This window comes from Deltaproteobacteria bacterium, assembly GCA_023382265.1.
Classification (GTDB): Bacteria; JAMCPX01; JAMCPX01; order JAMCPX01; family JAMCPX01; genus JAMCPX01.
Genome location: JAMCPX010000054.1, coordinates 1 through 12793, shown reverse-complemented (window position 1 = coordinate 12793; position 12793 = coordinate 1). Strand labels below are relative to the sequence as shown.

Annotated in this window: 11 protein-coding genes; 8 read left to right on the top strand and 3 right to left on the bottom strand. The window is 36.9% G+C overall.

What is annotated here, in order from left to right; genetic code table 11:
- The first annotated feature begins 31 nt into the window (after nucleotides 1-31).
- From M1381_09530 to M1381_09505, 6 genes are all read left to right on the top strand, one after another.
- Nucleotides 32-1072 (top strand): YIP1 family protein, encoded by a 1041-nt coding sequence (locus tag M1381_09530; protein ID MCL4479320.1) that lies wholly within the window; start codon nucleotides 32-34, stop codon nucleotides 1070-1072.
- A gap of 248 nt (nucleotides 1073-1320) precedes the next feature.
- On the top strand, nucleotides 1321-2379 hold the full coding sequence (locus M1381_09525) for a sensor domain-containing diguanylate cyclase (protein ID MCL4479319.1): 1059 nt from the start codon (nucleotides 1321-1323) through the stop codon (nucleotides 2377-2379).
- 11 nt (nucleotides 2380-2390) lie between these two features.
- Complete coding sequence (locus tag M1381_09520) at nucleotides 2391-3044, top strand: MazG family protein (protein MCL4479318.1); 654 nt, start codon at nucleotides 2391-2393, stop codon at nucleotides 3042-3044.
- A 104-nt stretch (nucleotides 3045-3148) separates the two neighbouring features.
- On the top strand, nucleotides 3149-3703 hold the full coding sequence (locus M1381_09515) for a TlpA family protein disulfide reductase (protein MCL4479317.1): 555 nt from the start codon (nucleotides 3149-3151) through the stop codon (nucleotides 3701-3703).
- 2 nt (nucleotides 3704-3705) lie between these two features.
- The gene (locus M1381_09510) at nucleotides 3706-4296 is read left to right on the top strand and encodes a TlpA family protein disulfide reductase (protein ID MCL4479316.1); all 591 of its coding nucleotides are present in this window, start codon (nucleotides 3706-3708) and stop codon (nucleotides 4294-4296) included.
- A gap of 1 nt (nucleotide 4297) precedes the next feature.
- Nucleotides 4298-5068 (top strand): cytochrome c biogenesis protein CcdA, encoded by a 771-nt coding sequence (locus M1381_09505; protein MCL4479315.1) that lies wholly within the window; start codon nucleotides 4298-4300, stop codon nucleotides 5066-5068.
- A 50-nt stretch (nucleotides 5069-5118) separates the two neighbouring features.
- On the opposite strand, the gene M1381_09500 is transcribed toward M1381_09505, so the two are convergent.
- The 3 genes from M1381_09500 to M1381_09490 all read right to left on the bottom strand — a co-directional run bounded on the left by M1381_09500 (nucleotide 5119) and on the right by M1381_09490 (nucleotide 9118).
- Nucleotides 5119-5775, bottom strand: a complete 657-nt coding sequence (locus tag M1381_09500; protein ID MCL4479314.1) for an energy transducer TonB — start codon at nucleotides 5773-5775, stop codon at nucleotides 5119-5121.
- A 44-nt stretch (nucleotides 5776-5819) separates the two neighbouring features.
- Nucleotides 5820-8234, bottom strand: a complete 2415-nt coding sequence (locus tag M1381_09495; GenBank protein ID MCL4479313.1) for a TonB-dependent receptor — start codon at nucleotides 8232-8234, stop codon at nucleotides 5820-5822.
- An 89-nt stretch (nucleotides 8235-8323) separates the two neighbouring features.
- A complete protein-coding gene (locus tag M1381_09490) occupies nucleotides 8324-9118 on the bottom strand; it encodes an alpha/beta hydrolase (GenBank protein ID MCL4479312.1) in 795 nt (264 codons plus the stop codon).
- Nucleotides 9119-9281: 163 nt separating this feature from the next.
- On the opposite strand from M1381_09490, the gene M1381_09485 reads away from it, so the two are divergent.
- Together M1381_09485 and M1381_09480 are read left to right on the top strand one after the other, a co-directional pair.
- The gene (locus M1381_09485) at nucleotides 9282-10706 is read left to right on the top strand and encodes a B12-binding domain-containing radical SAM protein (GenBank protein ID MCL4479311.1); all 1425 of its coding nucleotides are present in this window, start codon (nucleotides 9282-9284) and stop codon (nucleotides 10704-10706) included.
- Nucleotides 10707-10712: 6 nt separating this feature from the next.
- On the top strand, nucleotides 10713-12368 hold the full coding sequence (locus M1381_09480) for a glycosyltransferase family 39 protein (protein ID MCL4479310.1): 1656 nt from the start codon (nucleotides 10713-10715) through the stop codon (nucleotides 12366-12368).
- Nucleotides 12369-12793 lie beyond the last annotated feature (425 nt).

The following is a 12793-nucleotide window of genomic DNA, read 5'->3' as shown; positions in this document are numbered from 1 at the left end:
TGATTTTACCTGATATTTTAAAGGAGTATAAATGACAGAATATTCAGACACAGGTTATCGTTATGATGTTTATATTGACGGTGTAGGAAATGAAGAACAAAAGAAAAATATAGTTCTATTCCTTGCAGGAATCGTTAAACATATGCAGCTTGAAGAAGTGCTAACAGGTATCTCTTCTTTGCCCTTCAAGGTAGTTAGCGCAGTAACAGAACAAACGGCTGCTGCGTTAAAAGAAAAGCTTGAGGCAAGAGGTGCCATTGTAAGACTTATTAAGCTTATCCCGGGAGATACAACGGTTGGTAAAACCATGGCATCTGCAGATATTCCACTATCAGGTGAGTCTATAACCGCAACACCTTCTTCAATAGCCTTTAACAATGATGTTGAACAAGATCAGAACACCCAATCAAATCCATATTCACAAGCAATCCCGATAGCGAACGAGCCATCATTTATAAAGAGGTTATGGCAAAACTGGGTTGATGTCATGTTTAATCCCTCGCCTTTTTTTAAAAGCATTATCAATGAGAAACAAATCGTATTCCCAATCATTTTTGCAGTAATATGGGGTACGATCTCCATCCTGCTTAATATACCAACAGTACTACGCATGCGGCATGCAATCTTTTTCAGATTTTTTGGAGACAGTTTTTCAGGAGCCATGCCGTCATCGGGTTCCTTTTACACATCAGTACTGTTTACATCACCATTTCTTCTTGTTGTAGGCATATTTATTATTTCTGCAATATACCATGCATTCATACTGCTCGTCGGTGGAAAGGGCGGATTTGGTTCAACAGTAAAGGTTATATCCTATTCAATAGCTGCCATGGTACTTCAGGTTGTACCTTTTATCGGTACACCTCTGTACTGGTTTTACTCGCTGTACCTCTACACTATCGGGTTCAGGGAATTACATAAGCTCACAACAGCAAGGGCATTTGTGGCAGCATTATTCCCAATATTTTTGTTTGTTCTGTTCATGATTGTGATGATGGCATTGTTTATCTTGGGTATGGGTTTTAATGTTTTAAAACATTTTACATCGCCGATATACGGATTTCCGGCTTAAATTAAGGTTGATTTTTTGTCTTTACCTATATTATAGGATTTAAATGAGTTATACATGCAAAAAATGTAAAAAATTAATTAATTATAAAATAAAAGCGGTAGACGGATATAAAATAAAATATAGAGTATGTAATTGCGGCCGGAGAGTTACAGATGTTTTGTCCCCTGCAGGACAATCAATAAAAGATATAATCAGTATACCCGTTTTGGAAAGAATGTTGCACTCTGAGAATAGCAAGATAAAGATAAATGATTAAGGAGACTGGCATACAAATTAAAAACAAAGAGACAGTGGCAGATAAAGACAATCGTGGTATTGAAATACTCCATGAATTAGGTAAAACTTTAACATCAACACTTGATCTAAAAGAGGTGTTGTCCATTATAATGCAAAAGATCTCTGAACTGTTAAAGCCTACAAATTGGTCATTATTACTTATTGATGAGGAACATCAGCAACTATTTTTTGAGATAGCAGTAGGTGAAAATGCCGACAAATTAAAAGATATGAAACTTCAAATTGGTGAAGGCGTAGCCGGTTGGGTAGCTATGACAGGTGAGGTTGTTGTACTCCCGGATGTCTCAAAAGATCCAAGATTTACTCCTAAAATGGATCAACTTACACATTTTAAAACACAATCTATAATTTGTGTCCCTTTAAAAAGTAAAGGCAAGGTTCTTGGAGTTGTAGAACTTATAAACAATATAAAAGATCAGGCATTTGATCCTGAAGAAATAAATGTACTTTTAACGCTTGCTGATTATGCTGCAATTGCTATTGAAAATGCAAAATACCTTCAAAGGGTCCAGGAATTAACGATAAAAGATGATCTCACTACACTTTATAACTCCCGTTATCTATATATAATGCTTGAGAGTGAGATGGAAAGATCAAAGAGGTACGGATTACATTTTTCTATAATTTTTCTGGATATTGATCACTTTAAATTGGTAAATGATAGACACGGACATCTTATAGGCAGCAGGGTATTGAAAGAAACCGCCGAAGTCATAAAACAAAACCTACGCAAACCGGATATACCCATACGATACGGCGGTGATGAATTTGTTGTTCTCATGCCTGAAACCGATAAAAAGGGTGCATATAAAGTTGCTGCAAGAATAAGAGAGTCTTTAAACAGCTATAGGTTTCTCAGAGAGGAAGGTTTTGAAATAATGCTGACAGCAAGTTTTGGTGTATCGGCATTCCCGGAAGATACCGATAACACACTAGATTTAGTGAGATTATCCGATCAGGCAATGTATCGCGTAAAAGAAACGACCAGAGATAGTATTGCGCTTGCATAGTTGGGTGAATAATGAGGTCTTTTGACGAACTTGTTGAAATAATGGATACATTACGCAGTGACAAAGGCTGCCCATGGGATAAGGCTCAGGACATAGATTCACTAAAACGGTATGTTATAGAAGAAGCTTATGAGGTAACGGATGCAATAGAATCGGGTAAATACGAGTATGTAAAAGAAGAACTCGGTGATCTTATTTTACAGGTTGTTTTCATAGCACGAATAGCCAGGGAAAAAGGATGGTTTAATATAGAAGATGTTTTAAACGGGATAAATAAAAAACTTATACACAGGCATCCTCATGTTTTTGGAGATACGAATGTCGATTCAAAGGAAGATGTTTTAAAAAATTGGGGGAAACTCAAACATAAAGAAAAGGGCTCAAAAATATTTGATGTACCACTTGAGATGCCATCCTTATTTGTTTCTTACCGATTGCTTGAGAAAGCAAAAAGACTAGGATTAAATACTTTTAAAAAAAATAAGAGAGCGGCAAACAAACTAAGGTACAAGAAAAAGGGGAACATAGAAAAGGCATTAACCGATGCGATTCTTTCAATAGTGTCAATATCTATGGATTATGATATAAACCCGGAAGAGTTATTGAGAGCTTATAATAAAAAACTAATAAACGATTTTAAGATGATGGCCGGCAGAATACGATGATATGAATGTACGTATAATGGTAAAAAATTATTTGTATATGTTTTGACTTTTGAGATCATATTATTATATTCTTTATAATAAAATAGAGGTTTTAAAATAAAGACATGAAACCAAAACACATTTTAACATTGATCATAGTGATTGGGTTGATAGGGTTTTTTCTCTACAGCATCTTTCCAAGGGCTATTAATTCATCTCAGGATGAATCTAAAGCCAATAAAACAGCCCAAATTGTAGAAGGTAGTGAAGTCCCTTATTTCGAATTACAGAGTATAAACGGGAATAAGAGAACACTTAAATATTATAAAGGTAAAGTGATACTTATTAATTTCTGGGCAAGCTGGTGCGGCCCCTGTAATGAAGAAGCTCCATCCCTTGAGGCAATGTATAATAAGCTGAAAAATGAAGGGGTTACTGTGGTTTCCATATCGATTGACAATAATGCAGCTAATGCTGAATCATTTGTAAAAAAATATTCAATAACATTCCCTGTACTTTTTGATCCCGACGAGACAGTGGCAGCATCCTATGGATTAACAGGGGTTCCGGAAACATTTATTCTTACATCCGATTACAAGCTATTAAAACACGTAATCGGTCCGTTGGACTGGACATCTTATGATGTCATAAATTACCTTAAAACAATTATAAAGGAATAGGTATGAGCAAAAAAGAAAAAACACTCGGGAAAAGCGGTTTGATAATAATTGGAACAATAATCGGCATAATGCTTATTGTTAGTGTTGTAGGTTACATCGGTTCAAGAATTTCCAATTCAAAACAATCTAATGATATTCAAAACCCTTTAACCAGCGTTGGTCCCGAACAGAATGAAAAGGCGCCTGATTTTTCACTGCCAAGCATAAATAATAATATTATCAAATTATCCGATTATAGGGGTAAGGTTGTATTTCTTAATTTCTGGGCAACATGGTGTCCCCCATGCAGAATGGAATTACCATCCATAGAAAGATTATCACAGAAACTTAAAGGCCTGCCTTTCGTTGTTCTTGCTGTAAATGTAGATGAAACAAATATACAGAGTATAAAGCAATTTGCCCAGGACATGGGGCTAACCTTTACTGTACTCGTCGATAATAATACAGTCTCGAGTATGTATAGGATTAATGCACTTCCAACTACGCTGATTATCAAAAAAGATGGTACAATATATGCCATAGTAAGTGGTGCAAGGGCATGGGACGAGCAGGGATATGTGGATGATTTTAAGAAACTAATATCAGAACGTTGAAATGTTTGGAGCTGCATCCACAAATATTTCAATATTTATAGCCTTTGTTGCCGGCATATTCTCATTTGTCTCGCCATGCGTATTACCCTTGATTCCGTCTTATATAACATACATAACGGGTTTATCTTTTGAGGATTTTTCGGAAGAAGAAAGTAAAGCTCAGGTCAGAAAATTAACCATTCTTCATTCAATAATATTTATTATTGGCTTCACGATGGTTTTTGTGGCACTTGGCGCTTCTGCAACAGCTATAAGTAATCTCATGAACAGTTATAAGACATTAATAAGGATTATAGGCGGCATTATCGTGATTATATTTGGTATACATATTACCGGTTTAGTAAATCTAAAGTTCCTCGAAAAACAAAAAACGATACAGCTGAAAAACAAACCGGCAGGTTATATCGGGACACTCCTCGTAGGCATTACATTCGGCGCAGGCTGGACACCATGCATAGGACCCATACTCGGTGCTATTCTTTATATGGCTATGAATATGAAAACCGTATACGCAGGTATAATATTATTAACAGCGTACTCACTTGGACTTGGAATACCTTTCTTTTTATCTTCACTTGCAATAAACAGCTTTCTCGTTTATTTTAAAAAATTCCGAAAATACATAAAAGCAGTAACAGTAGCTTCCGGCGTGTTTCTTGTGCTCATTGGTATATTACTCATATCAGATAAGTTTACAACAATATCAAGTTATCTGGAGGGTATGATCCCTCAAATAAATATGATTACCCCGTCTCACACAAAAAGCCGCTGAACTATACATAACGAAGTAAATCTGTAAAATGAATATAAGGTTTTATACTACTACTTTAACCGGAATCTGATTGGTATTATCATCCAGACATAAACGGGATTGCCGTGTGATGTAATTGCCGTAAATATCCATGCTCTAACTGCATCTATAGCAGCCCGATCAAGTTGAGGAATTGATTGGATAATTCTCACATCTTTTATTTTTCCATCAGGTTCTATAAGTACCTTCAGAACTACAACGCCCTGTATCCCCTCTTTTCTTGCTTCGATAGGGTATTCGGGGTTTTTAAACTGAACGAGTGATGGGGTATGATCAAGTGCATTTGTCGACGCAATACCGTAGCCGGAACCCATGCCATGACCCGTTCCAGTTCCACTCCCATTACCGCTGCTACGCTGTACGCCGTTGTTGTTTTCTGTAATCCCTCCCATTGTATTGGATAAGGTAGTACCGGTCATTTTATGCACCGCGTTTTTTTGTTTTATTGAATTTGATTTATTTTTTTCAGGTAATGTCATCGTATGCCGTATTTTCTTTACGGCAGATAGGGTTTTTACTCTGCTGTTATGCTCTTCTACCCTTGCCGCTCCACCTCCGCTGCTTAGCATATTAAGATTTAATGTTATAGTTGATTCAGAGTGCGAATAAGCTGGAGAGCTGTAAAGGTAAATAAAGACTAAGAAACTACAATGTAATGCAATGGACATTAAGATAAAATACTTAAATCTTTTATCAAAATAGCTGCTGCGCATTAGAAATCGTATTCGATACCAAAATAGGGTATAATGGGCAATGAATAAATGGTCTCTTTTTGTGTATAATTAGAATTGTAAAAATATCCAACAACATTCGAGTAATCAAGTAAATTTATTACGCTTATGTATACCTTTAAACTTGAATAGCTAAAATTAAATGTTTTTGAAGCGGTAAAATCAAGGCGGTTATAGAACGGAAATCTCTCTGAATCGGGATAACCCTGCAAAGGCATTACAATTGTCTTTGGCTGATCTGGACATGAGCCGAGTGGATTTGGTACAATTGTAGAGCCTGTAATCGGCGTATAAGGATTGCCCGAATGTATGCTCCATCTCCATGAAAACTCCCAGCTTGTGAAAGGCCTGAAGTCGGCAACCACGTTTATTGTATGCCTTTGGTCCTGCTGTGGGAAATACCACGGTCCATTTGATGTATCCTGCTGTTTTGTAAACATATACGTATAGCTTATCCACCCATCCCATTTACCCGTAACATACCTCTGAAGCATTACGTCGGCTCCGTAAGTCATCCTTTTTGATGAGTTTGCTGAACTGATAGTAACAACAGGCTCACACGGATTAACGAACTTTATGTTTGCAGGATTGATGTATGTATAGATGAGATTATTATCAAGCATATAAAACGCATCTACCCTGCCGTAATAACTTCCTTTGTAGATCTCATAGGTGAGGATAAAGTGCCTTGATTCAGATGATGAAAGGCTATAATTCCCTGTTTCAGCAACCTCTGTAAGTGGCAGTTGATGATACAATCCCGTAACAAACTTTATTGTCTGGTGTTTGCTTATTTTATAGCCAAGCTCAAGACTCGGGCTATACGTCGCTTCTTTATTTAATATAAAATAATCGTAACGCAGCGAGGGGGTTATAATAAATCTTTTTGCTATTGTAAACCTGTTACCTATAAATCCGCTGTAGATCTTAAAGATATCGCTCAGTGTATTGTTGTACTGGCCATGGTTTCTTGTAGAATAATTCGTTGTCTGATTCTGAGCAGAACCTACAATAAGTGCGCTAAGTATAGATACCGATGCGTTAACAGGAGCATATTCGGCTTCATAACCCAAAAATAGTTTATCCCATGAAGATGGGTATAAACTCAGTGTACCTTTTGCACCTAGCTGCTGTATCAAGGTATTTGCGATATTAGAGCTTGAGCCTATTAGAGATGCATTATTCTCATCTGCTGCACCATACAGGAGCTGTTCATACTTTAACAGTTTAGAAGGTGTGTAAATCAACCCTGCACCGAGAATGTTCTGTCTATGCAGCCAGTATACGTCCCCGTAAGCAGGTTGATTATATTGACTGGATCGTTTCAGATATCCGGAGACATTATCTCCCGACAGAATATAATCCATGAATATTTTTAGCTTATCATCCGGTATGTAAGAAAGTTTTGCCTGAACATCATAAAAACTTGGTATAACGGTATTATTTGCGAGATCGAGCGCATTTATAAGTAAGTCATAGTATGTTCTTCTTGCAGCAATAATAAAAGAAGCCTTGCCTTTATCGAGCGGTCCCTGCGCCAGCACTGATGCATCAATCAAACTGAAGTTGGCTTTGCCGGTGTACTTATCCATATTACCATTGATGTAATCAACATTTAAGATGCCCCTTAAAGCATTGCCGTAAGTAGCCGGATAACCGCCGGGATAAAATTGCATTACATCAACCATGTCATCATTGTATATGCTTGTTGTGCCGCCCAGGTGTGTTGGATCAAACAGAGGTATACCGTCAAGGTAGTAGCTATTCTCATCAGCACCTCCGCCAAGAACGTACATGTATGATGATAGTTCTCCGGCATCGGATACCCCCGGCAGTGTTACAATAGCCTGAACAGGATTTTCAATATTTCCTGCTATCCTTTTTGCCTCCCGTCCGCCTACCACATACTCGGTTGACGGCTTTTCAAGTTCTACCTTATTCATGTGTTTCTGCATGATTCTGCTTGAGGTTACGAGAAATTCTTTCCCCGTTATTACAGATATATTTATAAGTTCAACATTAAAATTCAGATGTACCTTATCATTTAACAGAATACGCTTATTAACAGATTCATATCCGTTATGTTCTATGTTTAATGTGTATTTGCCTGGTTTAATATTGTCTATTAAGAAACTGCCGTCTTTCCCGGACAATGTCTCTTTTTCGATTACCTTTCCGGCTTTAGTATATATGTGGGCGGAGTAAATGGGTTTACCTGTAACTGCATCTTTAACCGTGCCAGATATGGATGCAGCCATTGTATTGGAAACGTATAAACATGAAAACAACATAATGAAACCGGATAATACAATAGAATGGTATCTCACTTCACCAAAGATAAAACTATTCAATCCATTGATTCCTTTTTTAGTTATATGGCATAATATACGGCGCATTGTTTTGCTCCATTCACGTTATTATATGTATTCCCAAATACATCCGTATTCCTATAAAACTCCATAATTAAGCCTTATCCTTTAAATATTCAAGTCTTATGGAGTAATGTTGAAATAAACTCTTTTATATACGCATTGACTTTTCCCGGTTGTTCAAGCATAGACATATGCCCTGCTCCTCCTATGAGCCTCAGGCTGGAATGTGGTATTCTCACATAAAGTGTAAGCGCGTGACGGATGTCCGTGAATATGTCCATGCTGCCAACCATTATCAGGACAGGGACTGTTATACGCCCGAGTGTATCAATCACATCAAACGATCTGATACTTTTTAAGGTTTTTACAGTTATATTATTCGGAACCTTAATTATGTCGTCTTTAATCTTTTTTCTCGTTTTCCATCCGGTAAGAGGATGAACAGCGCTGAAGTCAATAACTGCTCTTTTGATTGCAGGAAAAACTAATTTGCCGCCGGCAATGCCCAACATGGAAGAAACGTTCTGCAAAAGATGCCTTTTTAGTTTTGCCGATGTATCTATTAAGATCATGCCGGCTAATAAATCAGAATAGTCCAATGCCAATTTTAAAGCCACCATGCCTCCAAGACTATGCCCTATAATAATGAATTTCCTGATACGAAGTTTTCTTGTTACCACATAAACATATCTACAAAACTCATCAATTGTATAATTCCCTGCATCCTCTGATAAACCATGCCCGGGGAAATCAATTGTTATGCATTTATACATCTTTGATAATGTATTTACCTGTTCCTGCCAGAAGGTGTGATTACATGTCCAGCAATGTAAAAATAACAGTACTGTACTGCCATTTCCATTGATCTCATAATATATTTTTTTGTTATCTATGTTTATGTATGGCATTTGGTTTATAACCCTAAACATTTATCAGAAGAATATTACCACAATAATATCTTTTGTTACACAAAAATTGCACTTATTGAAAAATACAATGAGGGGTATTTTATTCTTGTTTACATACTTACTATTGTGCTAATGTTTCACTCATAAGAGATAAATTAACATTATGAAGGTACTTTTAATTCAGCCGCCCCGATACTTTAGCAAGTTTGGCGAAATAGGGCAAAAACAACTCAGTATGAATACAGGCATTGCATACATAGCTTCGTACATTAGACATAGAGGTATAAATGTCAGTATTTATGATGCGAGTGTCGGCGAATTTAAAACATCCGATTTACAAAAAGTAATAATGGAAAAAAAACCTGATATTATCGGCATATCCGCATCTACAATTCAGATAGTCGATGCAAACTATATTGCCGATTTAAGCAAATCCATAGATAACAATATCGTTGCAGTTATTGGCGGTGCCCATGCAAGTGCCTTACCGGAGGGAACATTAAAAGAATTCAAAGCATTTGATTATCTAGTTGAAGGTGAAGGAGAAGAAACTTTTTACAAATTGATATCGTATCTTTCCGGAAAAGAGAAATTGGATGATAGGGGACTATATTATAGAGAAAACGGTAATATAAAATCCGGTAAATCAAGACCATTAATTGAACATCTTGATGACATCCCTTTTCCTGCCTATGATCTATTCCTGCTTGATAATTATAAGCCTCAGTATTCTCATGACAGGGGTGTTGCATTACCGGTGTTTACAACAAGGGGATGCTCTTATGACTGTAGTTTTTGTTCGGGACCAATGGGGAGAAAGGTACGATTCAGAACTGTTAAAAACATTATTGAAGAACTCAAAATGGACATAGAAAGATATCATCCATCGCAGATCCTGATAGGTGATGATACCTTTACTATAAAGAAATCGTTCGTAATCGAGGTCTGTGAATCAATAATAAAAGAGGGTATAAACAAAGAAGTTGAGTTTATATGTGAAACAAGAACCGATGTCGTTGATAGAGAGATACTCATGTATATGAAAAACGCAGGCGTGAGAAGTGTCACTTTTGGTATTGAATCAGGGGATGATGAGATCCTCAAAAAAAACTCAAAAGGAATAACACGAAAAGATTCATTAAATGCCGTTAACCTTGCAAGAGAAGTAGGACTCGAGGTTGATGCGAATTTCATACTCGGTCTGTCTTATGAAGATAAACATACAATAAAAAAAACGATAGATTTTGCATGCTCTCTGCCGCTTGATTATGCAAGTTTTTTTACTCTTGTTCCATACCCTGGGACAGAGGTTGCGATAATGGCAGAGCATAATGAAGGGGGATTAAGGCTGTTGTCAAAAGACTGGAGCAAGTATGGAAAACAAACCGGCGGTATTCTTGAGTTGGAAAATATTAGCTACAAACGATTAAAACTCTACCAATTGTACGCTTACATAAGATTCTATAGTACTCCAAAACATTTTCTCAATGCCATGAAACGCATTACACCAATTACTATACTTGTATTTTTATGGCATATTTTAAAACATCAAATCTTTGGCGGGTTAAAATCACATACAGTGGATTGAACAAGAATGAAAAATAGAAAGCTGCTTGAACCTGTATATACAACAATACCCTATATAATAGCTGCTCTTATAAGTTTTGCATACCTTTCTTTTTACACACGTTATTTTTTCCTTACAAACCCTTCAAATGACGAGGGTACAATGATCAGCGCATTAAGGGTTCTTCACGGCCAGGTGATATACAGGGACTTTTTTGATATATTTTTTCCGGGTAATACATATCTGCTCGCCGGTTTATACAAAATCTTTGGTTCCGGCATTATTGTAACGAACGAGATTACAATTGTAACGGGCTGCGTGATCAATGTACTCCTGTACCATTTCTCCAGATTGGTTATAAAAAGGTGGTATGCGATTTTAGCACCCCTGCTGTTTCTCACTTTTGGGTTCACCGAATGGTTTACTTTTAACCACTATATCACAGCAGCAATTATCCTGCTTCTGACACTGGCATTTTTGAATAAATTCTTTTCCTCAGGAAAGGATATATTCCTTTATGTATCGGGATTTCTTGCAGGGCTCACCACCGTATTCCTTCAGTCTACGGGTGTTTATACGATTGTTATACTTACAATCTTATTGCTATGGATACCGGAGAAATTCTTTAAAAATGCGGGTAAAGCTGTTGAAGGTAGATCGGCCAAACACGTACGATTGAGCATGATCATAAAGTTTATGATTGGGGCCGGCATTCCGCTTTTATTCATGCTGCTGTTCCTTATTGTGAATAGAGCAGTCTATGGATTTTTGCAGGACGAATACATCCTGCTGTCCGCATACCCAAGGATAGACATGTTTTTAATGTCTCCGTTCGCGTCAACGAAATATGTCGTAGACGACCCCATTCGTTTATTCCAGGTTATAACTGCGTTATTGAGCGTGTTCATGTTCATACGTAGAAAAGCCAGGACATCCATAGAATATATTTTGTTTGCGGGCTCCATCATCTTTTTTCTTAATAACGGTCATCGCATCATGCTGATTATTCCAACGACTACCTACATTAATATGGGACTCTCAATGGTTTTCGGGGTGTATCTGATATACCTGTTTGATGATATGCTGCAGAAAAAAAGCTGGGAGTTATTGTATAATAAATTATTTAAGAGAGGGATCAACGCGGTTATATCCGCATGTATGGTAGTTGTGTTTGTGATGTTGTTTTTCTCTGTCAAAAAGATACAGGAAAAGGGTTACCATTTCACTCTTGATCACGAGCGATTATGGACATTTGACAGATACGGAGCGGAGACTATGGTGAATTTCATTACGGAAACAGACAGAATCATTAAAAACGATAGAAAAGTATTCGTCTATCCTTTTGCTCCGATTCTCTATACTGCAATGGATATACAAAACCCTACAAGCTATGATATAGTGCCGAGTTTAGGAACAGTTGCGAGTGCTCCATTATTTATTATGAATAAGATCATCGGGGAACTGAAGGCTTCAAAGACAAAATACATTATTACCTACCAATGGTCATACACCGAACTTCGGCGTATATCGAAGGAACAGGGTAAGATTTTTTCCCTCAATACGCTTGAGAAATATATCTTCACACACTATCAACCGGTAAAAGAAATAGGGGATTCGGATATCGGGTCATACAAATTGCTTAAACGCACTTATGCGGAAAACGAAGATGAAAAAATTCCTTAGTGTTTATATTTTCAAACCGGGAGCATAAAAGTGATACTGAAAAAGAACGCGTGCTTTATTTACCTTTATAGGTTTAAGCAGGCTTATGTTTAGAACATAAGCTCTTATACCGTCAAGAAACAACTTCAAATTAAAGCCATTATAATATCTGTTTGTATTAATTGGTTGCACTCATAACATCGTGCATCATTTTTTTATCAAAATAATATATTTGAGAATAAGAAGGTTTGTGTAGTGTAATGGAAAATTTCCTGTTTTAAAAGGATTATACATCTAAATAAGGTATTTTTGAATTCTGCGAATCGAGTCATGTAAAATCTAACCATGGAGGGTATCATCTTGTCATGTAAAAATCTAACCGAAAGATACAGCTTCAGAGATGGATATTATAGTCTGCCTTTGATAAAGGAGGCAGGTTATGGGGT

What these genes read in the sequence shown, in the direction of transcription:
- M1381_09530 (MCL4479320.1), top strand. Translation starts at nt 32, where the DNA reads ATGACAGAATATTCAGACACAGGTTATCGTTATGATGTTTATATTGAC.
- M1381_09525 (MCL4479319.1), top strand. Translation starts at nt 1,321, where the DNA reads ATGATTAAGGAGACTGGCATACAAATTAAAAACAAAGAGACAGTGGCA.
- M1381_09520 (MCL4479318.1), top strand. Translation starts at nt 2,391, where the DNA reads ATGAGGTCTTTTGACGAACTTGTTGAAATAATGGATACATTACGCAGT.
- M1381_09515 (MCL4479317.1), top strand. Translation starts at nt 3,149, where the DNA reads ATGAAACCAAAACACATTTTAACATTGATCATAGTGATTGGGTTGATA.
- M1381_09510 (MCL4479316.1), top strand. Translation starts at nt 3,706, where the DNA reads ATGAGCAAAAAAGAAAAAACACTCGGGAAAAGCGGTTTGATAATAATT.
- M1381_09505 (MCL4479315.1), top strand. Translation starts at nt 4,298, where the DNA reads ATGTTTGGAGCTGCATCCACAAATATTTCAATATTTATAGCCTTTGTT.
- M1381_09500 (MCL4479314.1), bottom strand. Translation starts at nt 5,775, where the DNA reads ATGTCCATTGCATTACATTGTAGTTTCTTAGTCTTTATTTACCTTTAC.
- M1381_09495 (MCL4479313.1), bottom strand. Translation starts at nt 8,234, where the DNA reads ATGCGCCGTATATTATGCCATATAACTAAAAAAGGAATCAATGGATTG.
- M1381_09490 (MCL4479312.1), bottom strand. Translation starts at nt 9,118, where the DNA reads ATGCCATACATAAACATAGATAACAAAAAAATATATTATGAGATCAAT.
- M1381_09485 (MCL4479311.1), top strand. Translation starts at nt 9,282, where the DNA reads ATGAAGGTACTTTTAATTCAGCCGCCCCGATACTTTAGCAAGTTTGGC.
- M1381_09480 (MCL4479310.1), top strand. Translation starts at nt 10,713, where the DNA reads ATGAAAAATAGAAAGCTGCTTGAACCTGTATATACAACAATACCCTAT.